This window comes from Nocardia grenadensis NBRC 108939 (assembly GCF_001613445.1).
Classification (GTDB): Bacteria; Actinomycetota; Actinomycetes; order Mycobacteriales; family Mycobacteriaceae; genus Nocardia; species Nocardia grenadensis.
This window is the reverse complement of the sequence record NZ_BDCJ01000017.1, coordinates 1-22,773: the sequence shown is the minus strand read 5'-3', so window position 1 is coordinate 22,773 and position 22,773 is coordinate 1. Positions and strand designations below refer to the sequence as shown.

22 protein-coding genes and 2 pseudogenes are annotated in these 22,773 nt (G+C 69.0%); 13 read left to right on the top strand and 11 right to left on the bottom strand.

Annotated elements, in window-relative coordinates; all coding sequences use genetic code 11:
* The first annotated feature begins 53 nt into the window (after positions 1–53).
* Positions 54–278 carry a hypothetical protein gene (locus NGR01S_RS30995; RefSeq protein ID WP_157107305.1) on the top strand — a complete coding sequence of 75 codons (225 nt, stop codon included), beginning with the start codon at positions 54–56 and terminating at the stop codon, positions 276–278.
* Positions 279–335: 57 nt separating this feature from the next.
* Here NGR01S_RS30995 and NGR01S_RS17645 read toward each other — a convergent pair whose 3' ends face one another.
* Together NGR01S_RS17645 and NGR01S_RS17640 are read right to left on the bottom strand one after the other, a co-directional pair.
* Positions 336–536 (bottom strand): hypothetical protein, encoded by a 201-nt coding sequence (locus NGR01S_RS17645; RefSeq protein ID WP_063038514.1) that lies wholly within the window; start codon positions 534–536, stop codon positions 336–338.
* Positions 537–771: 235 nt separating this feature from the next.
* Positions 772–984 carry a BldC family transcriptional regulator gene (locus tag NGR01S_RS17640; RefSeq protein ID WP_063038164.1) on the bottom strand — a complete coding sequence of 71 codons (213 nt, stop codon included), beginning with the start codon at positions 982–984 and terminating at the stop codon, positions 772–774.
* A 159-nt stretch (positions 985–1,143) separates the two neighbouring features.
* On the opposite strand from NGR01S_RS17640, the gene NGR01S_RS33020 reads away from it, so the two are divergent.
* The 3 genes from NGR01S_RS33020 to NGR01S_RS17625 are packed head-to-tail and all read left to right on the top strand — an operon-like array spanning position 1,144 to position 6,122.
* On the top strand, positions 1,144–1,587 hold the full coding sequence (locus tag NGR01S_RS33020; protein WP_307718774.1) for a DUF4229 domain-containing protein: 444 nt from the start codon (positions 1,144–1,146) through the stop codon (positions 1,585–1,587).
* A complete protein-coding gene (cds1, locus tag NGR01S_RS17630) occupies positions 1,584–2,669 on the top strand; it encodes an L-cysteine desulfhydrase Cds1 (protein WP_063038162.1) in 1,086 nt (361 codons plus the stop codon). The genes NGR01S_RS33020 and cds1 overlap by 4 nt, the downstream gene beginning before the upstream one ends.
* A 57-nt stretch (positions 2,670–2,726) precedes the next feature.
* On the top strand, positions 2,727–6,122 hold the full coding sequence (locus tag NGR01S_RS17625) for an ATP-binding protein (protein WP_063038512.1): 3,396 nt from the start codon (positions 2,727–2,729) through the stop codon (positions 6,120–6,122).
* A gap of 22 nt (positions 6,123–6,144) precedes the next feature.
* On the opposite strand, the gene NGR01S_RS17620 is transcribed toward NGR01S_RS17625, so the two are convergent.
* Entirely contained in the window at positions 6,145–6,969 is an 825-nt protein-coding gene (locus NGR01S_RS17620; protein ID WP_063038160.1) for an ABC transporter permease, read from the bottom strand.
* Positions 6,966–7,955, bottom strand: a complete 990-nt coding sequence (locus tag NGR01S_RS17615) for an ATP-binding cassette domain-containing protein (protein WP_063038154.1) — start codon at positions 7,953–7,955, stop codon at positions 6,966–6,968. Before NGR01S_RS17615 ends, NGR01S_RS17620 begins: the two co-directional genes overlap by 4 nt.
* Before the next feature lie 108 nt (positions 7,956–8,063).
* On the opposite strand from NGR01S_RS17615, the gene NGR01S_RS17610 reads away from it, so the two are divergent.
* From NGR01S_RS17610 to NGR01S_RS17600, 3 genes are all read left to right on the top strand, one after another.
* Positions 8,064–8,285 (top strand): hypothetical protein, encoded by a 222-nt coding sequence (locus NGR01S_RS17610; RefSeq protein WP_039826929.1) that lies wholly within the window; start codon positions 8,064–8,066, stop codon positions 8,283–8,285.
* A complete protein-coding gene (locus NGR01S_RS17605; RefSeq protein WP_063038152.1) occupies positions 8,286–8,861 on the top strand; it encodes a Clp protease N-terminal domain-containing protein in 576 nt (191 codons plus the stop codon). It abuts the gene before it with no gap.
* Between the two features lie 113 nt (positions 8,862–8,974).
* Complete coding sequence (locus NGR01S_RS17600; RefSeq protein WP_063038150.1) at positions 8,975–9,358, top strand: phage holin family protein; 384 nt, start codon at positions 8,975–8,977, stop codon at positions 9,356–9,358.
* 4 nt (positions 9,359–9,362) lie between these two features.
* Here the strand turns inward: NGR01S_RS17600 and NGR01S_RS17595 are convergent, their stop codons facing one another.
* On the bottom strand, positions 9,363–10,235 hold the full coding sequence (locus tag NGR01S_RS17595; RefSeq protein ID WP_063038148.1) for a 1,4-dihydroxy-2-naphthoate polyprenyltransferase: 873 nt from the start codon (positions 10,233–10,235) through the stop codon (positions 9,363–9,365).
* A gap of 300 nt (positions 10,236–10,535) precedes the next feature.
* Here NGR01S_RS17595 and NGR01S_RS17590 point away from each other — a divergent pair, with 300 nt between their 5' ends.
* Entirely contained in the window at positions 10,536–10,823 is a 288-nt protein-coding gene (locus NGR01S_RS17590) for an Rv3202a family protein (protein ID WP_063038146.1), read from the top strand.
* A gap of 43 nt (positions 10,824–10,866) precedes the next feature.
* On the opposite strand, the gene menE is transcribed toward NGR01S_RS17590, so the two are convergent.
* From menE to NGR01S_RS17575, 3 genes are all read right to left on the bottom strand, one after another.
* On the bottom strand, positions 10,867–12,030 hold the full coding sequence (gene menE / locus NGR01S_RS17585) for an o-succinylbenzoate--CoA ligase (protein WP_063038142.1): 1,164 nt from the start codon (positions 12,028–12,030) through the stop codon (positions 10,867–10,869).
* A gap of 296 nt (positions 12,031–12,326) precedes the next feature.
* The gene (locus NGR01S_RS17580) at positions 12,327–12,710 is read right to left on the bottom strand and encodes a VOC family protein (RefSeq protein ID WP_063038140.1); all 384 of its coding nucleotides are present in this window, start codon (positions 12,708–12,710) and stop codon (positions 12,327–12,329) included.
* Positions 12,711–12,886: 176 nt separating this feature from the next.
* Entirely contained in the window at positions 12,887–13,780 is an 894-nt protein-coding gene (locus tag NGR01S_RS17575) for a 1,4-dihydroxy-2-naphthoyl-CoA synthase (protein ID WP_063038138.1), read from the bottom strand.
* Between the two features lie 105 nt (positions 13,781–13,885).
* On the opposite strand from NGR01S_RS17575, the gene NGR01S_RS17570 reads away from it, so the two are divergent.
* The 4 genes from NGR01S_RS17570 (at position 13,886) to NGR01S_RS17555 (ending at position 17,790) form a co-directional block, all read left to right on the top strand.
* Positions 13,886–14,542, top strand: a complete 657-nt coding sequence (locus NGR01S_RS17570; protein WP_063038137.1) for a PaaI family thioesterase — start codon at positions 13,886–13,888, stop codon at positions 14,540–14,542.
* Positions 14,543–14,817: 275 nt separating this feature from the next.
* The gene (locus NGR01S_RS17565) at positions 14,818–15,264 is read left to right on the top strand and encodes a DUF6918 family protein (RefSeq protein WP_039826921.1); all 447 of its coding nucleotides are present in this window, start codon (positions 14,818–14,820) and stop codon (positions 15,262–15,264) included.
* Between the two features lie 205 nt (positions 15,265–15,469).
* On the top strand, positions 15,470–17,107 hold the full coding sequence (gene menD / locus NGR01S_RS17560; RefSeq protein ID WP_063038135.1) for a 2-succinyl-5-enolpyruvyl-6-hydroxy-3-cyclohexene-1-carboxylic-acid synthase: 1,638 nt from the start codon (positions 15,470–15,472) through the stop codon (positions 17,105–17,107).
* A 98-nt stretch (positions 17,108–17,205) separates the two neighbouring features.
* Entirely contained in the window at positions 17,206–17,790 is a 585-nt protein-coding gene (locus tag NGR01S_RS17555) for a TIGR03086 family metal-binding protein (protein ID WP_063038133.1), read from the top strand.
* Positions 17,791–17,815: 25 nt separating this feature from the next.
* Here the strand turns inward: NGR01S_RS17555 and NGR01S_RS17550 are convergent, their stop codons facing one another.
* Positions 17,816–18,217 (bottom strand): TetR-like C-terminal domain-containing protein, encoded by a 402-nt coding sequence (locus NGR01S_RS17550; RefSeq protein ID WP_245664646.1) that lies wholly within the window; start codon positions 18,215–18,217, stop codon positions 17,816–17,818.
* A gap of 33 nt (positions 18,218–18,250) precedes the next feature.
* A pseudogene (locus NGR01S_RS32850) lies at positions 18,251–18,343 on the bottom strand (TetR family transcriptional regulator); the annotation flags it as partial.
* Positions 18,344–18,358: 15 nt separating this feature from the next.
* On the opposite strand from NGR01S_RS32850, the pseudogene NGR01S_RS17545 reads away from it, so the two are divergent.
* Positions 18,359–18,580: pseudogene (locus NGR01S_RS17545) on the top strand (aldo/keto reductase); the annotation flags it as partial.
* Positions 18,581–18,589: 9 nt separating this feature from the next.
* Here NGR01S_RS17545 and NGR01S_RS17540 read toward each other — a convergent pair.
* On the bottom strand, positions 18,590–22,773 hold a 4,184-nt coding region (locus NGR01S_RS17540), incomplete at its 5' end, for a bifunctional nitrate reductase/sulfite reductase flavoprotein subunit alpha (protein ID WP_063038127.1).

Below are 22,773 nucleotides of genomic sequence, written 5' to 3'. Positions count from 1 at the left end.
GCGTGACCGGTCATTTCCCCTCCATAGCGCGGCGAGCAATGAGGAGAGCGGCAGTGGATTCGGAGAATTTCAGTTCGGATAACAGCGGCGATGCCGATTGTTGCGCGTCGGTGGCCGCGAACAACGCGCTCATCTGTGGTCTCGAGCCGGACTCCCTGGTCAGATTGGTGCGCACCGCGGTCGGCCTGCCGGCCGACGCGCTCGACCGCCTGGCCGTGGTCGCGGATAAATTGCGGGCGGTCGAGGGGTTGCCCCAAGTGGACAGCACCAGCGATTGAACCTGCCCTCCGGGCCGCGGGTAATACCCGCGGCCGGGCTTTGTCGGGACGCGGGCGTCAGTGTTCGGCGGGCCCCGGATCGCCGTCCCGATGTTTCTGCTGACGCGAGATACGCCAGAGGAATTCGGGATCGTCATCCGGGCCGAGAACACGCTTTCGGGTCGGTCCCGGCGCGGACGTGCTGTGTCCGGGGCCGAATGCCTTCCAGCACAGCACCACGATCGCAACGATCGCGATGAGTGCCAACAGGTACATCACGTGGCTCACCTCCTCCAACGAGGTTAACTCCACGAGCCGCTACGGGGTAAGTGCGGTCGTGGGGCCGGCGTAGCTCCACGTCGGTACCTACGCTTTCGCGCGCGCCGCCCGCGGGCCGCGGACGGGTCCGCCCCACGGTGCCTGCCGGGCCGCCCGCCGGGCGGGGGCCAGCTCAGCCGCGTCGAGGGAGCGGCCGAGCTGTCCGCATAGTGGTGCCGTCCGTGCGTACGCGGCCTCAGCCGCGTACGGTCGCCTCGGTGGTGAGCGATTCGAGCAATCGCATCACCTCCGATTCACGGAACCGGCGATGGCCACCCGGGGTGCGCAGCGAGCCGAGCCGTCCCGCATGTGCCCAGCGGGTGACGGTCTTGGGGTCTACGTGGAACAGGGCGGCAACCTGGCCCGGGGTCAACAGGTTCTCCTGTGCCCCCATGGCGATCGCGGTCATGGCAAACCTTTCTGTTTCGTCACGTTTTCTCATCGGATTCCGACATAGTGGCACCGCGACCCCCGGGTGTTCGAACCACCTACTGTTGGTAAAGCGGAGGTAATGGACAAAACGGATACGCGGTACGAGGGCGTTCGGTGCGTCGCTTACGCTGGTCAGGTGAGTGACGTGAACCTATCCGAGGAACCGAACGCCCCCCGGCCCGGTACGTCGCCGGGCCGGCGGCTGGCACGCAACCTGGCGCTCTACACCCTGGCCCGATTGGTACTGGTCGCGGTACTCACCGCTGTCATCATGGCCGTGACCGCGGTGATCGGGGTGCAGATTCCGCTGGTCGTGGCGATTCTCTTCGCGATCGTCATCGCGCTCCCGCTCTCGCTGACCCTGTTCAAGGGCCTGCGCACGAAGGTGAACTCCGATATCGCGGCGGTCGACGAACGCCGCCGCCGGGACAAGGCACAGCTGCGGGCCCGGCTGCGCGGGGAGCCCGGGACCGCGGTACCGGAGAAGCCCGCCGCGCCGGGGTCCGGCAGCACGGCCGAGAGCACGCCGGAGACGGATCCGGAACGCGGGGAAAAGGGTAGCTCCGGCGGCCCGGCGTGAAGTCCTGCGCGCGCGGCAACCCGCGCGACTGGGCCGATGAGGCGATCCGGCTCATCGACGCCGACGCCCAGCGCAGTGCCGACACCCATCTGCTGCGGTATCCGCTGCCGGCCGGCTGGAATGTGCAGCTCTACCTCAAGGACGAATCCACCCATATCACCGGCAGCCTGAAGCACCGGCTGGCCCGGTCCCTGTTCCTCTACGCCCTGTGCAACGGCTGGATCACCGAGGGCACCACGATCGTCGAGGCATCGTCGGGCTCGACCGCGGTGAGCGAGGCGTATTTCGCCCAACTCCTCGACCTGGATTTCGTGGCGGTGGTCCCGGCCAATACTTCACCGCAGAAGATCGCGCTCATCGAAGCCCAGGGCGGGCGTTGCCACTACGTCCAGCGCGCACCCGATATGTACACCGAGGCGGCCCGGCTGGCCGCCGAATGCGGCGGGCACTACCTGGACCAGTTCACCAATGCCGAACGCGCGACGGACTGGCGCGGGAACAACAATATCGCCGAGTCCGTCTTCAACCAGCTGGCCCTGGAGACCCACCCGGTGCCCGAGTGGATCGTGGTCGGCGCCGGCACCGGCGGTACCAGCGCGACCATCGGCCGGTATATTCGCTACCGCCGGTATTCGACCCGGCTGGCCGTAGTGGATCCGGACAACTCCGCGTTCTACGGCGCCTACGAGACCGGCCTGCGCGACTACGCGACCGGGATGCCGTCGCGGATCGAGGGGATCGGACGACCCCGGATGGAACCCTCGTTCGTCCCGGAGGTGGTGGACCGGATGATCCACGTCCCCGACGCGGCCTCGATCGCCGCGGCCCGGTTCGCGAGCCAAGGGCTCGGCCGGATGGTGGGCGGTTCCACCGGAACCAACTTCTGGGGCGCGTGCGCGCTGATCGCGCAGATGCTGGCGGCCGGGCGCAGCGGCAGCGTGGTCACCCTGCTGTGCGACGGCGGTGAACGCTACGCGGGCACCTATTACAGCGACGAATGGGTCGCGGGCCAGGGCTGGGACCTGACCGAGCCCACAGCGGTCCTGGATGAGTTCCTGGCCACCGGACGGTGGCGGGCCTGACGGCACAACCCGGTGGTGACGCCGAGCCGACGGCGCGGCGCATACGATGACGTCGGTATGGAGCTCGATCCGGGCCGCTCGCACGGCCGTCTTCCGGTGATCCCGGCATCCGCGGCCGAAACACTCGTGGTGACGCTGCTGGGCCGTATCGCGCTGCGCCGGGACGCGGAGCTGGTGGCGCTGCCGGGGGCCCGGGCCCGTTTGCTGCTGGTCGCGCTGGCGCTACGGCCGGGTCGCGACCGCAGCGCCGCCGTACTCATCGACAATATCTGGGGCGATGAGCCGCCGCGTTCGCCGATGAACGCGCTGCACACCCAGATCTCGCGGCTACGGGCCGCTCTGCCCGAGGGAGTGCTGGAGGCGGGCCCGGCCGGATATCGGCTCGCGCTGCAGCCGGACCAGGTGGATCTGACGGCCGCGCGGCAATCGGCGCGCCGCGCCGGTGCCGCATTGGCCGCGGGCGATCCGGCCGGGGCGCTGGCCCTTGTGGGCCACGCGCGCGGCCTGTGGTCCGGGGAGCCGGGCGCCGAGCTGCCGCCGAGCGAACCGGCCACCGAACTCGCCGGCCTGGCCGCGGAATACGCCGGAGAACTCGACGATATCGAGCGGGCGGCCCGAGAGGCATGCGGCGATCTGGACGGCGCTGTCGAAATCGCCCGTGCGCAAGCACGACAGCAGCCCGCGGACGAGGCCCGCGCCCGGACCCTGATGCGTTTGCTCGCCGCCGCGGGCCGCGATAACGAGGCGCTGGACGTCTTCGCCGCGCTGCGGACGATTCTGGCCACCGAACTCGGTACCGACCCGGGGGCCGCGATCACCGAACTCAACACTGCGATCCTGCGCGGCGATCTCGGATCCCGCGAGGAGGCGGGGCGGCCCGCCCCGCTATCACCGATCACGGCCGTCGGTGTGCGGGCCGCGCCCAACGCGTTGCTCGGCCGTGCCGACGATCTCACGGAACTCGCCCGCCTGCTCCGGGTTTCGCGCGTGACCACCGTGCTCGGGCCGGGCGGGGCAGGGAAGACAAGGGTGGCCAATGAACTGGCCGCACGGTCGGCCGCCGATCGGCCGGTGGTGCTGGTGGAACTGGCCTCGGTGCGTCCGGAGGGTACGAGCCGGGACGCGGTGGTGGATATCGAGTCCGCGATCGCGGGGGCGGTGGGTCTCGGGGAGACCGTCCGCGATCGCGCGCTGCCGCAGGTGCGTCCGCCCACCGACAGCAGTCGCCGGTTACGCGACGCGCTCTCGGCCCGGCCGATGCTGCTGGTACTGGACAACTGTGAACATCTGATCGACGGTGCGGCTCTGGTGGTCGCCGATCTGGTGGGGAGCTGTCCGCAACTCACCGTGCTCACCACCAGCAGATCACCGCTGGCGATCACCGCCGAAACGGTGTATCCGCTGGCGCCGTTGGCGATCGACCCGGCCGGGTCACCGGCCACCGACCTGTTCGCCGCCCGGTCCCGCGCGGTACGGCCGTCGGTCCGGTTGGACCCGGAGGTCGTGGCCCGGCTCTGCCACACGCTGGACGGGTTGCCGCTGGCCATCGAACTTGCCGCCGCCCGGGTGCGGACCATGAGCGTGGAGGATATCGAGCGGCGGCTCGACCAGCGTTTCGCGCTGTTGCGTACCGGCGACCGCACTTCACCGGAACGGCATCGCACCCTGCACGCGGTGATCGCCTGGAGCTGGAACCTGCTGGAGCCCTCCCAGCAGATCGCGCTGCGCCGGATGTGCCGTTTCCCGGCGGGTTTCACATTGGACGCGGCGGAGGTGGTGGCCGGCGGTCCGGAGGTCGGCGATATCGCGACAGCCGTCGACGGACTGGTCGGGCAATCGCTGCTGACCGTTGTCGAGGACGCGGACCCCGCTGCCGAGCACGTCGGGGGCGTGCGCTACCGGATGCTGGAGACGGTTCGCGAATTCGGTGAGCAGCAATTGGTCGCGGCCGATGACGAGTCCGGTGGCGAGATCGAACTCGTGGAGTCGCGGATGGCGCGCTGGGCGCGCGACTTCGCGGTGGCGGTCGCGCGGCGCTATCTCGCCGGTGACGAACTCGGACCGGCCCTGCTCATGGTCGCGGAACTGGACAACCTCGTCGCGGTGCTGCGCCGGGCCGAGGCGGACCGGGACCGGTTCACCGTGTACGCCGTGTTCCCGGCGCTGGCCATGCGGTGGGTCGCACATGGGGCCCACCTGGAATTGCTGGGCTGGATCCCGCGGCTGCTCGCACTACCGCCGCCGGAGCGGGCGTCGGGAACCTACGCGGATCTGCACATGCTCGGCCATGCCATGACCGCGCTGCATCTGGCATTCATGACTCGTAGTCTCCGGGAGTTGGCGGTGGTCCGGTCCCGGGTCCGCGCGCTGCTGCGGCACGCCGTCGGGCTGACCGCAACCCTGCGTTATCTCGGGCTGCTGCTGACCTGTCCCGCCGATTCGATACGGCTGGCCCGATTGCTCGCGGACGGAGCGCGGGCAGACGACGAACGGATCAGGGTTGTCGCGCTGGTTGCCCGGGCGAACATCTGGGAGAACATGGGCCGGATCCACGCGTCCCGCCGGGACGCGCACGTCGCCCGGGCGCTCACCGGCGAGGCACAGGTGTGGAATCGGGCGATGGTGGTGCAGCATCTGGGCGCATTGGACGGCCAGACCGGGCACTACCGCGAATCGGTCGGCTATTACGAGGAAGCGGCCGAGTTGCTGCTCCGGATCCAGGCCTACGAAGAAAGTCTCGAGGTGCGGTCGTACCTGGCGGTCTCCCTGGCCGGTATCGGGGATCCGGTGCGGGCACGCCGGGAACTCGCGGCTGCCCTGGGTCTGTCCGATTCCGGTCCCGCCGGACTGGAACTGGTCGACGACCCGACCATCCGCCGTAACCATCGACTGTCCACGATCGCGGCGGGTCTGGCCGAGGTCGAACTCGCCGAAGGCCATATCGAGGCCGGACTGGCCCATTTCCGGCGCGCGCTGGATCTGCTGGCCTGGCAGGAGGGCGAATTCACGCCTGGCCCCGGGGCGCTGCTGATGTGTGCGACAACGGTCGCCGCGCATGTGCTCGCCGGGCGGGCCGAGACGGTCGCCGTGCTGGTACCCGAACTCGCGGGTATGGCACTGGACCGGCTCGACAGCGTCCCGGACCTGCCGCAGATCGGGGCGGTGGCCTGTGCGTTGGGATCGGGATTGCTGGCTCTGGACGAGCGGACCGAGGCCGCGGTCGAACTGCTCGCGCTGGCGCAGGTGGTGTCGGGTCGGCAGGACTACCCGGTGATCCGGTGGGAGCGGCACTGCGCGCTGTGGCGGGACCGGATCGGTGCGCCGCGGCTGGACGCGGCGCTGGCGGCCGCGCGCCGGTTGCGCAGGAATATGGCCGCCGCGCGGATTCTCGAGTTGGTCGGCGGGATCGCGGCGAGGCCGCCGGGCCCGCTCGATCGGATCGCGGCCGATTGAGCGGGCCCGGCGGCCGCTGCCGTCAGGCCCGGCGCATATAGGCCCGGACGGTCAGTGGCGCGAATACCGCGACGATCGCCGCGGCGCCGACCAGGGACCAGACGACGTGGATTCCGATATGCCCGGTGTTCATCAGTTCCCGGCAGGCCCAGACCAGATGGGAGACCGGGTTGACGTCGATGAACGCCTGCAACCAGCCCGGCATCGTCTCCTTGGGCACGAAGGCCGGGGAGGCGAAGGTCAGCGGGAACATGACCAGCATGGAGTAGCCCTGCACCGCCGAGGCCTTGTTGGCGATCACGCCGAAGAAGGCCCAGATCCAGCTGGTGGCGAAGGAACAGACCACCACCAGCAGCACCGCCAGTAGGACACCGGCGGGCTCGGGACGGTAGCCCATGAGGAACCCCATCACCACGGTCAGCACCGACGCGATGCCGTAGCGGACCATATCGGCGGTCAGCGCACCGGACAGCGCGGCGATCCGGGCGATGGGCAGGGATTTGAAGCGGTCGAAGACGCCCTTCTCCATATCCTCTTTGAGCTGTACACCGGTGACCACCGAGGTCATCACCACAGTCTGGACGAGAATGCCCGGAATGATCACCGGCAGATAGTTCTTCACATCGCCGGAGATGGCCCCGCCGAAGATGTAGGTGAACATCAGAGTGAAGATCACCGGCTGGATCACCACATCGAAGAGCTGCTCGGGATTGTGCTTGATCTTGAGCAGGCCGCGGTAAGCCATGGTCAAGGTGTTGTCGAAAGTTCTGCGCAGGCCGATGCGGGCGGCCGGTACCGGCACCCGCGGCGCCGCCACGGGCGCGGGTTCGGTCAGTGTCGTGGTCATGCTGCGGTCCGTTCGGTGTCGGTAACGGATTCGACCGGGTGGCCGGTGAGGGTGAGGAACACTTCGTCGAGGCTGGGTTTGGTCACCGTGATCTCCTCCACCGCGACAGCGCGGTCACGCAGGCTGATCAGCAACTCGGTGGTGCCGTTCGGATCGGGCAGCGCCGCGGTGAGCCGGCCGGCCTCCGGTGTGGTCTGGGCCTCGGTGTGCAACACCTCGGCGATGATCCGGCGGGCGGTTTCGAGCTGAGATCGGTCGGCCAGGGTCAGTTGGAGCGAGGAGCCGCCGATGGATGCCTTCAGCTCGTCGGCGGTGCCGTCGGCGATGACCCGGCCGTGATCGATCACCGCGATCCGATCGGCCAGCTGATCGGCTTCGTCCAGGTACTGGGTGGTGAGCAGTACGGTGATGCCGTCCCGCACCAGCCTGCGGATGGTCTCCCACATCTGGGCCCGGGTGCGTGGGTCGAGGCCGGTGGTCGGCTCGTCGAGGAACAGCAACGGTGGGGTCGCGATGAGACCGGCCGCCAGGTCCAGCCGGCGGCGCATACCGCCGGAGAAGTTCTTCAGTGATTTGTTCGCCGCGTCGGTGAGCTCGAATTCTTCCAGTAGTTCGGCGGTCCGGCGTCTGGCCGTCGCTCGGCTCAGTCCGAGCAGCCGGGAGAAGACCATCAGGTTCTCGGTGGCGGTCAGATCCTCGTCGACGGAGGCGTACTGCCCGGTGACGCCGATGAGCGACCGCACGGCGCCCGGTTCGGCGACGACATCGCGGCCGAACACCCGGGCGCTGCCGCCGTCGGGGCGGAGCAGAGTGGCCAGCATGCGGATGGTCGTGGTCTTGCCCGCCCCGTTCGGCCCGAGTACGCCGTAGACCGAGCCCTGGGGCACGGCCAGGCTCACCCCATTGACGGCCCGCTGGCTGCCGAACACCTTGACCAGGTCGTCCGCCTCGATCGCGAACGTGGCCGCGGATACGTGATTCGTCATGGCGGCTACGGTCCTCTTCCCCACTTGCACAGCTCTTGCGTCGCGATTGCGCGCACCTGTCGTCAATTTTTGTTGACATCAGGCGTGAGCGTCAATAAAAATTGACTTATGACTGAAGCAACCACGCTGGCCGCGGCGGCGGGCAGCCCGGACCCCGCGGTGGGTCTACGGGCCGTGCTGGCGCTGCGCAGACTCCTCGAACGGCTGGAAGCGATCCAGGTGGGCAATGCCCGCGACCAGGGCTGGTCCTGGCAGGCCATCGCGGACGCACTCGAGGTCAGCAAACAGGCGGTTCATCAGAAACACAACCGGAGAGACAGGGGTCGATAGATGTTCGAACGATTCAGCGGGGCCGCCAGAACGGCGGTCGTCGCAGCGCAGGAGCAGGCGCGGGAACTGGGGTCCCCGGAGATCCGGGTCGAGCACCTCCTGCTCGGACTGTTGGAAGAGAGCGAACCGCAACTGCGCTCGCTACTGGAACAGACCGGGCTCACGCTGCACGGAGCACAGCAATCGCTGAGCGCCGCGACCACCGACGACCCACTGGGGCCCGGCGACGCCGAGGCGCTGCGCTCCATCGGTATCGACCTGGACGCGGTACGCGAAAGCCTGGAAGCCGGGTTCGGTGCCGACGCACTGGACCGGGCGATCCCCGCGGCGGAATCCCGCGGCCGTCGCCGCGGCGGGCGCTTCGGGCATGTCCCGTTCACGCGCGACGCAAAGAAAGCCCTGGAACTGTCGCTGCGCGAAGCCTTGGCGCGTAAGGACAAATCCATCGAATCCGGCCATGTCCTGCTCGGCATCCTGCGCACACCCGGTCCGGTCGCCACCGAACTGCTCGGCGGCCCCGACAGGATCGCCCGCCTGCGTGGCGAGATCAACACCCTTCTCGACAAGGCGGCATGAGCGCACCCGGCCCGGCCGCGCTCGGCGTCCCCGACTCCTCGGATCACGCCTGCGGCCGGGCCGGAATCCCGCCGTATCCGGCGCGCGACGCTCCGGTGTGCTTAGCATGAGATATGCAGCTTGTGCTCCGGTTGATCGGCACCGCCTTCGCCATCTGGCTGGCCGCGCTATGGGTCGGCAATATCGAAATCGTCTCCCCGCCCGACCAGGGCAACGGCGCGAAGATCGTGGTCCTGCTCGCGGTAGCGGCGGTGTTCACCGTGGTGAACGCCTTCGTCAAACCGCTGGTGAAACTACTGTCGCTACCACTGGTCATCCTGACCCTCGGCCTGTTCCTGCTGGTGATCAACGCGCTGATGCTGTGGCTCACGGCCTGGATCACCGAAGTCACCGACTACGGCCTGCGGATCGACGGATTCTGGGCGGCGTTCCTGGGTGCCATCATCGTCACGATCGTCAACTGGGCCATCGGCATCCTGATCCCGGACAACGACTGAGAGTTCAGGTGCCGAGCCAGAGGGCGACGGCGGACAGTACGGACCAGGCGAGGAGGGCGAGGCCGGAATCGCGCAGGGCGGGGATCAGCTCCAGGCCGGCGCGGTTCGCCCGGACGGGCGCGTTCGCGCGGACGGCCAGGGGGAGGGCCAGCATACCCGCCAGGGCCCAGGGGGTGCGGGCCACCAGCGCCAGGGTCAGTACGAACGGGACCACCAGCAGAACCAGATGCACGGTGCGGGTGCGGGTGTCACCCATCTTCACCGCCAGCGTCGTCTTACCGGTTTCGCTGTCGGTCGGGATATCGCGCAGGTTGTTGGCCACCAGAACCGCGCTGGAGAACGCCCCGACCCCGACCGCCAGCGCCGCTCCGGCCCAGTCGATCCGGAGCGCTTGGACGTACTGCGTCCCCAGCACGGCCACCAGGCCGAAGAATACGAAAACGGCGATCTCGCCGAAACCGCTATAGCCATAGGGCTTGCTTCCGCCGGTGTAGAACCAGGCACCCGCCAGGCATACCGCGCCGACCAACAGCAGCCAGGGGGCCGACAGCACTGCCAGGATCAGCCCGAGTACCGCGGCGGTCGCGAGGCACGCGAGGGCCGCGCCCCGGACCGCTGCGGGAGAGGCCAGCCCGGAGCCGACCAGCCGCAGCGGGCCGACGCGTTCGTCGTCGGTGCCGCGGATCCCGTCGGAATAGTCGTTGGCATAGTTGACCCCGATGATCAGCGCCAGCGAAACACCCAAGGCCAGCAGCGCTTTCCACCACACCGCACCATCGATGGCGGCCGCGGCGCCGGTACCGGCCACGACGGGGGCGATCGCGTTCGGCAGAGTTCTGGGCCGGGCGCCCTCGATCCATTGTGCTGCGGTAGCCATCTCCGCAGCCTAATGCGCGGGGTGGAGCGCGGCTCGGCCACGGACCGCGTACGGCGGCAGCGAGGCGCCGGGCCGCCGGGGTAGTCGACGGTACCTCTCCCCGGACCGCCGCGGTCCAGGAGTGTGGCCTGGTGGAACCGGGCCCGGGTATGCCGCGGCGGCTGTGCACAGGAACTGTGACGAGGGATACCGGTTACTTGCCCGATCGGATCATTCGGGGCATTCTCGACAAAGTTGGACTGATCTTCCTCTCGGCGGGTAGTCGCCCGGCGAGGCGTATACGGAGGAGAGGAGCCCATCATGGCCCAGCGCGACAAGCTGCCCCGGACGATCGATCCGGGCACCTTCGAAGCAGTGCCCGAGGCCGACCGCGCCGAACAGGACGTACCGGCCTACCCCGACGATGCCCCCGACAGCGATATCGATCCCCGGTCGGTGCCCGAGGATATGCCGGTACCCGACGAGCCCGCGCTGGTCGGCGGGCGTCTCGACGAGTGGCAGGCGAACCCGGTCGATATCGCCGAACAGTCCATCGCGGTCCCGCTGGGGGACGATTACGAAGGCGAGTACGGCGACGACGAGTCCTGAACCGTCGAGCGGTCCGTGGCGGGAACCGCCACGGACCGCTCGCTCAGGACGCCGACCCGGCCAGCAGATGCTTGCGCAGCGCGCCGCGATCGGGTTTGCCCGGTCCCAGCAACGGAATCTCGTCGACGAGGGTGAGTTCGCGCGGGGCGGCCACGGCATCCAGTTCGGCCAGCACATGGTCACGCAGCTGGTCGAGAGTGGGCGTGGATCCGGGCGCCGGCACCACCGCGAGCGCCACCCGCTGACCCAGCCTGTCGTCGGGTAGGCCGAGCACCACACATTCCGATACGGCCGGATGAGTGGCGAGTACCGCCTCCACCACCTGCGGGATCACCAGCAGGCCGCCCGTGCTGATCGCTTCGTCCAACCGGCCCAGGACGCGCAGTACGCCGTCCTGGAGAGCGCCCGCGTCGTCGGTGCGGAACCAGCCCGGTTCGGCGAACGCCGGATGGTCGGGCATATTGCGGTAGCCGGCGGCGAGCATTTCGCCGCCGAGCAGGATGCGGTCGTTCTCGATCCGCACCCGGGCCCCGGTCAGCGGGACACCGTCGTAGACGCAGCCGCCGCAGGTCTCACTCATGCCATAGGTGCGCACGACATTGATCCCGGCGTCCCGAGCCCGCTCGTACACCGGCGACGGGGTCGCGGCGCCGCCGATCAGCACCGCGTCCAACTCGGCCAGCGCGGCGGTCGCGGCGGGTGTCTCCAGGACCTTGATCAACTGGGTGGGCACCAGCGAGGTGTACCGGCGTTCCCCGCGCATACCCGCGATCGCGCCGGCCAGCGCCTCGGGCAGGAAACCGCCCGAGACATCCACCACCGTCGGCTCGGTCCCGGCCAGCAACGACCGCAGCAGCACCTGCAGTCCGGCGATGTGATGAGTGGGCAGGGCGAGCAGCCAGCTACCGGGGCCGCCGAGCCGTTCGTGGGTGGCATCACCGCTGGCTCGCAACGCCGCCGCGGTGAGCATGGCACCCTTCGGGACCCCCGTTGTACCGGAGGTGGTGACCACCAGCGCGATATCCTCGGCGATCGGCTCGCCCGGGGCGAGCGCGTCACCCAGCCGGCGGGCTTCGCGCCGGTCGCTGGCGGGTACCGGTAGCCAGGCCGCCGAACCGCTATCGTCCAGCACCTGCCGCAGATGCGGCAGCACATCGCTGACGCCGCTGCCGGTAGGTATGGGCAGAGTACGCAAGGTTTTCGTCACGGCCGCGCCCTGTCTCCGGCTTGTCGGTAGGCCGTGACTCGCGCGCTGCGCTCGCGCACGGCAGCGATGGTTTCCTGTCCGCCGGAAAGCGGACAGCAGGGTTCGATGCTGCCGGGACAGGGTGCCGGAGCCGGCTGATCGGATTGGGCTGGGCCAGGCATGGGACTGCGATTCACTCGTCGGACGGTACGAAAGCGGTCGCACCGGGCGTCGGTGATCGGGCGGCCATCCGATCGTATCGTCGCCCGGGAGACCGGGGGTTGGCAACCCGGCAGAAAACTCCGACCCGTACCGGGTCAGCGGGTGTCCCGTCGGAGCGGGTGCTCCTCCGGCACCTCGACCAGCACGATCGGTACCCCGTCCGGATCGGTCACCCACATCTCCACCAGGCCCCACGGCTCGGTCACCGGCGCCCGGTCGATCGCCACCCCGCTCAGCGTCAGTTCGACCGCCACCGCGCCGACATCGCGCACCTGCAGCCAGATCGCGCCCGCGAAGCTACGCGGAGCGGCGTCGGAACCGCCGTGCCCCGCCACCTCGATGAGCGACTGCCCGGCGAAGAAAACCGTTCCCCCCGGGTATTCGCGGTAGATCGCCAGGCCGAGGGAGTCCCGATAGAAGGCCAGTGTGGTCGCGTAGTCCCGCGGGCGCAGGATGATGCGGCTGCTGAGGATGTCCATCGTCGAAAAGTCTAGGGGTGTGCCAGCGATGTTGTGTCCGATTTGCGCCGCGTGGGACGGGGTGGGTGGCGCGCGGCGGGGGCGGGCTTGTTGGTGAAGGTGGGAGATGCCGACCTGCTCGTGAAGGTGCTGTGTTTTTTGGGTTTTTTGGCGCCGCCGGAGGCGGCGCCAAAATTTCAGAAGTACCAGGGGTAGGGGGTCCAGTCGGGGGCGCGCTTTTCCAGGAAGGAGTCGCGGCCCTCGACGGCCTCGTCGGTCATGTACGCCAGCCGCGTGGCCTCCCCGGCGAACAACTGCTGTCCGACCAGGCCGTCGTCGGCCAGGTTGAAGGCGTATTTGAGCATGCGTTGGGCCTGGGGTGACTTGCCGTTGATGGCTTCCGCCCATTCCAAGGCGACGTTCTCCAGTTCGGCGTGGTCGACCACTTCGTTGACCGCGCCCATGGCATGCATGTCCTCGGCGGTGTATGTGCGGCCGAGGAAGAAGATCTCGCGGGCGAATTTCTGGCCGACCAGCTTGGCGAGGTAGGCGCTGCCGTAGCCGCCGTCGAAGCTGCCGACGTCGGCGTCGGTCTGTTTGAAGCGCGCGTGCTCGCGGCTGGCGAGGGTGAGGTCGCAGACGACGTGCAGGCTGTGGCCGCCGCCGGCGGCCCAGCCGTTGACCAGGGCGATCACGATCTTGGGCATGAACCGGATGAGGCGCTGGACCTCCAGGATGTGCAGCCGGCCCGCACGTGCCTTGTCCACGGTGTCGGCGGTGTCACCGCTGGCGTACTGGTAGCCGCTGCGGCCGCGGATGCGCTGGTCGCCGCCGGAGCAGAACGCCCAGCCGCCGTCCTTGGGGCTGGGTCCGTTGCCGGTGAGCAGGACGGCGCCGACATCGGCGGTCGTCCGGGCGTGTTCGAGGACGCCGAAGAGTTCGTCGACCGTGTGCGGGCGGAAGGCGTTGCGCACTTCGGGGCGGTCGAATGCGATCCGGACCGTGCCCTGCTCGATGTGGCGGTGGTAGGTGATGTCGGTCAGGTTCTCGAACCCGGCCACTTCGCGCCACAGCGTCGGATTGAACGTCATGGGGTGATTACACCAGGCTCGGCGGGGCTGTCGGCGGGCCGTTGAGTTCACCACATCTGAGCCGAAATGTTTGGACGCTGTATAACCCGGAGTTACGGTGCGTATATGAGCGAGCAGACCCAACCGACGATCGACGACAGCGCCGTCGACGAGGATCGGTACGAGCGGCACGGCGGGTTCCCCAAGGTCACCCCGGCCCGGGTGGGCCCGGAATTCGGTGAATTCGTCGAGGCCATGCGCACGCTCCAGGATCTCGCCGTCTCCGCGGACGCCCCCGCCGAGGTGTACGGGGCGGCCCGCGATCAGGTGAACGCGCTCATCGATCTGCTCGGACCCTACCGGGCTCCGGAGCAGCAGGGCCCGGCCGGCCGGGCCGTCGAACTGCCCGGGCGCGGCAGTCTGCTGCTGCTGCCCTGGCGGACGGTCTCGGCCGGACCAGACGGCATCGTGATGCAGGGTGTGTTCCGGCGATTCCATCTCGGCGGGAACGCCGCCGCGCACGGCGGTGTCCTCCCGCTACTGTTCGACGACCTGTTCGGGATGACCGTGCACTACGCCGGGCGTCCGATCAGCCGCACCGCCTTCCTGCACGTGAACTACCGCAAGGTGACGCCGCTCGATACGCCACTGACGGTGCGCGGCCGGGTCGAGCGCATCGAGGGCCGCAAAACCTTCATCAGCGCCGAACTCGTCGACGAAGAGGGCACCGTGCTGGCCGACAGTGAAGGACTGATGGTTCAACTTCTGCCCTGGCAGCCGTGATCGGGGCGTCCCGGCGGTATCGCCACGGCGGTATCCGGGTCGGGGCAGGGGCTCCCGGTTCCCGCGTGTGACGGGTCGCCCGGCCGATCTTGCTGGTCGGGCCCGGTGCGGCGGGGCGGGCCGGGCCGAATCACGTGGCGCCGTAACGCTTCCGTGGTTGCGGAGGCGTCATCTCCGCCTGTTGCTTACCCATGCGGGGCGGAAAGTACTCCTGCGGGTGGTGCGTATAGTTGCGTTGCCCGTCCATACGAGTACTGATCCGGAGGATCCTTAAATTGGTTGCAGCACTGTCTGAATCACTGCTTGACGAGGCCACGCGCCCGGCCTTTCTCGCCGACGCCGTCCAGGTTCTGGACGCCGAGGTCTCCGATAAGGGTGGTGCGTCGGGTCTGGCCGTGAAGGGTGGGTACGCGGCGGTGAAGAAGATCAGCCCGTCCATCGTGCCCGACGCCCTGGAATCGCTGGCGCCCAAGCTGCTCGAGCAGCTCCAGCCGTACTGGAGCGAGTTCCAGGCCGGTGGCACCGGCACCTTCGGTGAGCTGCTGAGCGCCAAGGGTGACGAGGTCGCCGAGTCCCTGCTGACCGTCACCGACGCACGTGCCGCGAGCTCCAGCCGCCCGGCCCTGCAGAAGGTGTACAACTCGATGCGTTCCTCGGCGAAGAAGAACGTTATCGAGGCGCTGCCCCGGGTCGGCGACCTGGTGCAGAAGCACGCCGGCTGAGCGACGTGTGACAAGACCGCGCGTGCGCGCGGCACCTGGGGGCCTCGACGGCGAGGTCCCCAACGGGGGGAATTCTCGGGGGTATCGATATCCGGCCTGCCCCGAGCGGCGCGGAGCCGCCGGGTTCCGACGCGGAACGGTCACGGCCGAGTTGTGTGAGCAGGGCGACGCCGACACGGCGCCCGTGGTCTGACAATCTAGAGGCGTGAATCCGTCAACAGCGCAGGCGCGGGTAGTCGTCGACGAACTCGCACGCGGTGGGGTTCGGGAAGTCGTGCTGTGTCCCGGCTCGCGTAACGCTCCACTGGCGTTCGCCCTCCAGGCCGCCGATGCCGCCGGACGACTCCGCTTGCATATGCGAGTCGACGAGCGGACCGCCGGATTCCTGGCGATCGGCCTGGCCATAGCCTCGGGCGCCCCGGTTCCGGTGGTGATGACCTCGGGCACCGCGGTGGCCAATCTGGGGCCCGCGGTATTGGAGGCCAATTACGCGCGGGTCCCGCTGATCGTACTCAGCGCCAATCGTCCGTACGAGATGCTGGGCACCGGCGCCAACCAGACCGTCGAACAGCTCGGTCTGTTCGGCAGCCAGGTGCGTACGACCATCAATCTGGGACTCGCCGAGGCCGAGCCGGCCGCCGATTATCCGAAGCAGAACAGCGTCTGGCGTTCCGCGGTGTGCCGAGTACTGGCGGCCGCCCGCGGGATCCGCTCGGGCAACGCCGGTCCGGTGCACTTCGATATTCCGCTACGCGAACCGCTGGTGCCGGATTCACTGGAGGACGAGAACATCCCGGCCGGGCGTGGCATCGGACAGCCCTGGACGGCCACCCAGTACGCCACTCTCGATGTCCCGCTGAGTATCGACCTCACTCCCGATACCGTGGTGATATCCGGGCACGGCGCCGGTCTGCACACCGAACTGGCGGCATTGCCGACGGTCGCCGAACCCACCGCGTCGGTGCACGGTCCGGCCCTGCATCCGCTGGCACTGCCGTTGCTGAAGCCCCGCCAGGCGATCATCACCGGGCGGCCGACACTGCACCGGCAGGTTTCCCGGGTACTGGCCGACCCCGAGGTCAGGGTGTACGCGCTCACCACCGGCCCGCGTTGGCCCGATGTCTCGGGCAATGTCGTCGGCACGGGGACCCGGGCGACGACGACCGGTACGCCCGATCCGGCGTGGCTGACCCGCTGTAGCGAGCTGGACCAGCGGGCCCACTCGGTGGTCCGCGAGGAACTGTCCAGGAATATGAAGCCCACCGGCCTGCACGTGGCCGCGGTGGTGATGGACGCGCTGCGCGAGGGTGATCAATTGCTGTTGGGGGCGTCGAATCCGGTACGCGACGCCGCGCTGGTGTCGACGCCGCGCCCCGGCGTCCGGGTGCTGTCGAACCGGGGCGTGGCCGGTATCGACGGCACGGTGTCCGCGGCGGTGGGCGCGGCCCTGCACCATCCGGGTCGCACTGTCGCGTTGATCGGGGATCTCACCTTCCTGCACGATGCCTCCGGCCTGCTGATCGGGCGCGGTGAACCACGCCCGGAGGATCTGACCATCGTGGTCGCCAATGACGACGGGGGCGGGATCTTCGAACTCCTCGAACAGGGCGACCCGCAGTACGCCGGTGTTTTCGAGCGGGTGTTCGGCACCCCGCACGGGATGGACCTGTCGGCGCTGTGCGCGGCCTACCGGGTTCCGCACCGGCAGGTCGGACTGGAGGATCTGGCGACCGAGCTTACCGGGACCACGAGCGGGTTCCGGGTGCTGGAGGTGGTCACCAGCCGGGCCGGGTTGCGTGATCTGCACGCGGCGGTCCGCTCGAGTGTGGGGGCCCCGGCGTAACCTCCGGCGGTCGCTCGGTACCTTTTGCCGAACGGCCGGTGAATTCCATCGGCCGGGTTCGTCGGTACAGGTGGATCCACCGACCCCGAGGAGCCCCAATGCAACCCGAATTCGATATGTCGCAGGCGGCCGCCGCACTCGCCGATATCGTCGCCGCGATCGGCGACGAGCAGCTCGATGCCCGCACTCCCGCCGATCTTCCGGTCCGCGCGATTCTGGAACATGTCGGCGGACTGGCCGAGGCGTTTCGCGCGGCCGCCACCAAGGAGGCGGTCGGGGCGTCGGCGGCGCCGCAATTCGACAGCGGCGCGGCCCTGGCGCCGGATTGGCGGGCCCGGATTCCCGCGCAGTTGAAGGCTCTCGCCGCAGCGTGGCAGGAACCGGAGGCATGGGAGGGCGAGACGGAGGCCGGCGGTGTGACCATGCCCGCGGCGGTCACGGCGCGCGTCGCGCTGGACGAGTTGATCATCCACTCCTGGGATCTGGCGCGGGCCACCGGCCGCGACGTCGAGGTGGCCGAAACCGATCTCGCGGTGTTGCTGCGGTTCCTGAAGGACACACCGCCGGAGGGCACACCCGGCCTCTTCGGCCCCGTGGTGCCGGTCGGCCCCGGAGCTCCGGCCCTGCACCGGGTGCTGGGGCTCACCGGGCGTGATCCGTTCTGGATTCCCAAGGCGCGGTGAACGGCCACCCGGTGATCCGGTGGGGTCATGGGCCGGTACGGCCGAATATCCCGGCCGCGGCCGCGTGCGCCGCGGTTTCGGCCGCCGTCCGGGCGGCCGCGTCGTCGATGGGGTCACCGCTGGCCAGCAGCCGGTAGTAGAGCGGGCCGGAGACCGCGGTGAGGACCGCGCGAGGGTCGGTTCCGGCCGGTACCTCCCCGCGGGCGACGGCGTCGGTGATACACGGCGACCATTCGGTGAGCCGGACGTCGTAGAACCGGCGCAGCGCCATAGCGGTGCTCTCGTCACAGGTGGCGGCGGCGATCACGGCGCGGAACAGGCGGCCCTGCCGGGGGTCGGCGAGGGTTTCCGCGACCAGCCGGGCATTGACGGTGAGATCGCCGAGCAGGGAGCCGGTATCGGCGCGCGGTAGTGACTGTGCGGCCATATCTACCAGGAGGTCGACGATGAGTCCGGTCGGGGTGCGCCAGCGACGGTAGACGGTCGTTTTGCCGACCTCGGCGCGTGCGGCGACCTCGGTGAGGTCGAGCCGGGCGAAACCGTGTTCGGCCAGTAGGTCGCCGGCGCAATCGCATTGAACTGGCTGCTCGCCCGGCCCACCGTCGGCACCGTCATCGTCGGTGCGCGTAACGAGGAACAGTTGCGCCAGAACCTCGGGGCCGTCGGCTGGGCACTCACCGCCGACCAGCTGGCCCGGCTGGACAAGGCGAGCGCGCTCACCCCGCCCTACCCCTATTACCCGTACTACCGCCTGGCCGACTTCGCCCGGCTCAATGCCCCCGCTGCCTGAGCCGGGTCGTCAGTACACATCTCGGACATAGCGTTTCTCGGCGGTGAGCTGCTTTTTGAAGGCCAGGGCGCCGTCCTCGTCGAGTTTGCCGTGGACGCGGGCGATCCGCAGCAGCGCGTCGTCCACATCCGCGGCCATCCGCGCGGCATCACCACACACATAGAAATGGGCGCCGTCGCGCAGCCACGACCACAGTTCGGCACCGTGCTCGATCATGCGGTGTTGCACGTATATCCGCTCCCGCTGATCCCGGGAGAAGGCCAGATCCAGTCGCGCCAGGTGGCCGGTGCGGAACATGTCCTCCAGCTCGGCCCGATAGTAGAAGTTCTGCGCGGCGTGCTGATCGCCGAAGAACAACCAGTTGCGTCCCGTCGCCCCGAGCGCGCGCCGTTCGTGCAGGAAACCGCGGAATGGCGCGATACCGGTGCCCGGGCCGACCATGATCATCGGCACGCCGGGGTCCAGCGGTGGCCGGAAATGCGGTGCGCGCTGCAGGAATATCGGCACCGGGGCGTTGGTGGCCCGGTCGGCCAGGAAAGTGGAGCAGACGCCGCCGCGCCGGGCCGCCGAGCCCGCGGCCGCCGGGTCGCCGTAGCGCACGATGCCCACGGTCAGCTCCACCCGGTCGGGGCTCGTCAGCGGGCTCGACGAGATCGAATACCGGCGCGGCTGCAGTTTCTTCAGCACATCGAGCCATTCCACCAGGTCGGCGCGGACCGGGAAGTCCCGCAGCACATCCACCAGCTGGCGGTCCCACAGATAGGAGGCGAGTTCGTTGCGGTTGTCGCGGCGCAGCAATTTGGCGAGCCGGTTGCTCGGGTTGTGCCCGGCGACGAATTCCAGCAGATCGCGCGAGACCCGGGTGATGTCGTAGCTGGTGCGCAGGGCCTGCTCCAGCGGTATCTCGCGCTGGCCGGCGGCGACGGAGCGACGACCGTCCAGGCCGGTCACCGCCAGCCATTCCCCGACCAGCGACGGACAGTTGGCCGGCCAGACCCCGAGCGAATCGCCTACCTCGTACCGAGCGTCGAGCCCGGTCAGGTCGAAACTGATCCGCCGGACCTCCTTCGCCGCGCCCGGGGCGGTCAGCACCTCGTTGTCGAGGAGAGGCGCGGCGACCGGTGCGGTGCGGGCGAACGCGGTGGCTGCCGCTTCCCGCACCGAGAGCGGGGCGGGCGCGGTCCGTTCCAGGACACCGACCGCGGTAGCACCACCGGCCGGCGCGTCGGCGGTTCGGCGCGGAGTTCCACCGCCGGGGCCGGCGGACGGCTCGGATCCACCCGCTTCGGACAGTGCGGTGATCACCGCGTCCAGCCAGTGCGCCCCCGGTTCGTCGAAATCGGGCTCACAGTCCTGGCGTGGTAGCAGCCGGATCGCGCCGCGGTCGGCGAACAGGGTGTCGAGTTTGCGACCGTGGCCGCAGAAATCGTCGTAGGAGGAGTCGCCGAGCGCGAACACCGCATACCGCATACCGGTGAGCCGGACCGCGCTCGCCGCGAGCCGGGTCCAGAAATCGGCCCCGTTGTCCGGTGGGCCGCCGTCACCGAAAGTACTGGTGACGACCAGGACGTCGTCGGTCAGCCCCTCGAGTTCGCAAGAGTCCATATCGAGTAGCCGCGGCCGGAGCCCGGACTCGGTGAGCCGCGCGGCGGCGGTCGCGGCGAAATCCTCGGCATTGCCGGTCTGGGAGGCCCACAGCACGGTCACGGTCCGGGCCGGGGCCGCGGTCGGGTCGCCGGCCTCCGGGTCCGCGGGCACTTCGCGCGAATACATACCGGCGAGCAACCCGTCCACCCACAGCCGGCTCCGATCCGACAGCGGTGCCGACGTGGGCAGGACCGGCTGCCCGGAGACCGGCAACGACTGCAGCGCGGCGAGATAGCCACCCAGATAGATCCGCTCGGTTTCGCTCAGCGTCGGTGTGGCCGCGGTATTCAGGCCGAGTAGCGTGGCGAGGGGGTGCGGACCGGCCGCGGCGGATTCCGGTGCGCTGCCCACTGTTTCCGGCCTATCCGCCCGCCGCATCGGCGCGACCCGGCGCAGGGCGACCGCACAGGCCTTGAATTCCGGCTGTAGTGAATCGGAATCGACCGCGTCGTGGGTCACCGCGTTGATGGTCAGGTATTCGCCCTGTTCGTCGTTCCAGTGGAAGGGCGCGAAACAGCCACCGGGCCGCACTCGGTCACTGATCCGGGCGGGCAGCACCGCGCGCCCGCGCCGCGAGGCGATCTCCAGTTCGTCCCCCGGCTCCAGCCCGAGAGTGCGGGCATCGTCGGGATGGACTTCCACGAACGGTTCGCCGTTCAGCCTGGTGAGTTTGCCGACGCGACCGGTCTTGGTCATCGAATGCCACTGATGCGGCAGCCGGCCCGTATTGAGCAGGAACGGGTAGTCGTCGTCGGGCATTTCGTCGGGCAGCATATGCGGCCGCGGCCAGAAGACGGCGCGTCGGCTCGGGGTGGCGAACGCCGGCCGGGGCTCGTTGCCTTCGGGATCACGGTAGCGTGGACCGCTCACGCCGTCGTTCAGATAGCGAATCGGGTTGCGGCGTTGTGCGGGGTCGGGGCACGGCCACTGCATCGGACCCTCGCTCAGCGTCTCGTAACTCATCCCGCTCAGGTCGTAGCCGGTGGCGGGGTTGGCGAAGCGGCGCAGTTCGTCGAACACCTCGGCGCTCGAGGCGTACTCGAAGCCGGGGAACCCCATGGCGGTGGCCACCTGGGCGATCAACTGCCAGTCCGGCCGGGCGTCACCGGCCGGTTCGACCGCTCCCCGCAGCAGCGTGACACTGCGTTCGGAGTTCACCATCACCGCGTCCGATTCGGCCCACAGGGTGGCCGGCAGCAGGATATCGGCGTAGGTGTTCGTAGCGGTCTCGGTGTAGGCGTCCTGTGTGATCACCAGTTCCGCCGCTTCCAGGCCGGCGATCACCGTCTTCCGATTCGCGACGGTCGCCACCGGATTGGTGCAGATGATCCAGGCTGCCTTGATCGTGCCCGCGGCGAGTTCGCGGAACATCTCGATGGTGCCGGGGCCCGCCTCGGCGCGCAGTGTTCCCGGCGGCAGCCCCCAGGCGTCCTCGACGAACGCGCGGTCGGCGGGGTTCAGCAGACTCCGCTGGCCGGGCAGACCAGGACCCATATAGCCCATCTCGCGTCCGCCCATGGCGTTCGGCTGCCCGGTGAGCGAGAACGGTCCGCTGCCGGGACGGCAGATGGCGCCGGTGGCCAGATGCAGATTGCACAGCGCGTTCGTGTTCCAGGTCCCGTGGGTCGACTGGTTGAGTCCCATGGTCCACAGGCTCATCCATTCCCCGGCCGTCCCGATCCAACGCGCGGCGGTACGGATATCCGATTCGGCCAGACCGGTCAGCTCCGCCACTCTCTCCGGTGGATAGCCGGCGAGGAACTCCGGCATGGCATCCCAGCCCTCGGTGTGCTCGGCGATGAATTCGGTATCGATATCGCCGGCTTCGACGAGCAGGTACAGCAGACCGTTGAGCAGGGCCAGATCTGTGCCGGGGGCGATCTGCAGGAACAGATCCGCGCGGGCGGCGGTATCGGTGCGCCGCGGATCCACCACGATCAGTTTCGCGCCCGCTTTGAGCCGGTCCGCCATGCGCAGGAACAGGATGGGATGGCAGTCGGCCATATTCGCGCCGATCACGAAGAACAGATCGGCGTGCTCGAAATCGTCATAGGAACCCGGCGGTCCGTCCGCGCCCAGCGACTGTTTGTAACCGGTACCCGCACCGGCCATGCACAGCCGGGAATTCGCCTCCATATGAATAGTGCGCAGGTGACCTTTGGCGAGCTTCGTGGCCAAGTATTGGGCCTCCAGGGACATCTGCCCGGAGACATAGAGCGCTATGGCGTCGGGGCCGTGCTCGGCCAGGATCCGCCGCAACCGCGCAGCGGCCTCGCGTACCGCCTCGTCGACGCCGACCGACTGTGGCCGGGTGCCACGTTCGGGTCGCAGAAAAGCGGTCGACATCCGGCCCGGTGCCCGCATCAACTCGAGGTGGGTGGCCCCCTTGGTGCACAACCGCCCGGTATTCGACGGATGCAGTGTGTCTCCGCTCACCTTGGCGATCACCGGTGCGCCGGTGTCGTCGGACGTGGTGGTGACCTCGATACCGCACCCGACCCCGCAGTAGGAGCACGCGGTCCTGGTCGTGCCCGGCCGCCGATTGC

What these genes read in the sequence shown, in the direction of transcription:
- NGR01S_RS17640 (WP_063038164.1), bottom strand. Translation starts at nt 984, where the DNA reads ATGACCGCGATCGCCATGGGGGCACAGGAGAACCTGTTGACCCCGGGC.
- NGR01S_RS17625 (WP_063038512.1), top strand. Translation starts at nt 2,727, where the DNA reads ATGGAGCTCGATCCGGGCCGCTCGCACGGCCGTCTTCCGGTGATCCCG.
- NGR01S_RS17620 (WP_063038160.1), bottom strand. Translation starts at nt 6,969, where the DNA reads ATGACCACGACACTGACCGAACCCGCGCCCGTGGCGGCGCCGCGGGTG.
- NGR01S_RS17615 (WP_063038154.1), bottom strand. Translation starts at nt 7,955, where the DNA reads ATGACGAATCACGTATCCGCGGCCACGTTCGCGATCGAGGCGGACGAC.
- NGR01S_RS17610 (WP_039826929.1), top strand. Translation starts at nt 8,064, where the DNA reads ATGACTGAAGCAACCACGCTGGCCGCGGCGGCGGGCAGCCCGGACCCC.
- NGR01S_RS17605 (WP_063038152.1), top strand. Translation starts at nt 8,286, where the DNA reads ATGTTCGAACGATTCAGCGGGGCCGCCAGAACGGCGGTCGTCGCAGCG.
- NGR01S_RS17600 (WP_063038150.1), top strand. Translation starts at nt 8,975, where the DNA reads ATGCAGCTTGTGCTCCGGTTGATCGGCACCGCCTTCGCCATCTGGCTG.
- NGR01S_RS17595 (WP_063038148.1), bottom strand. Translation starts at nt 10,235, where the DNA reads ATGGCTACCGCAGCACAATGGATCGAGGGCGCCCGGCCCAGAACTCTG.
- NGR01S_RS17590 (WP_063038146.1), top strand. Translation starts at nt 10,536, where the DNA reads ATGGCCCAGCGCGACAAGCTGCCCCGGACGATCGATCCGGGCACCTTC.
- NGR01S_RS17580 (WP_063038140.1), bottom strand. Translation starts at nt 12,710, where the DNA reads ATGGACATCCTCAGCAGCCGCATCATCCTGCGCCCGCGGGACTACGCG.
- NGR01S_RS17575 (WP_063038138.1), bottom strand. Translation starts at nt 13,780, where the DNA reads ATGACGTTCAATCCGACGCTGTGGCGCGAAGTGGCCGGGTTCGAGAAC.
- NGR01S_RS17570 (WP_063038137.1), top strand. Translation starts at nt 13,886, where the DNA reads ATGAGCGAGCAGACCCAACCGACGATCGACGACAGCGCCGTCGACGAG.
- NGR01S_RS17555 (WP_063038133.1), top strand. Translation starts at nt 17,206, where the DNA reads ATGCAACCCGAATTCGATATGTCGCAGGCGGCCGCCGCACTCGCCGAT.
- NGR01S_RS17550 (WP_245664646.1), bottom strand. Translation starts at nt 18,217, where the DNA reads ATGGCCGCACAGTCACTACCGCGCGCCGATACCGGCTCCCTGCTCGGC.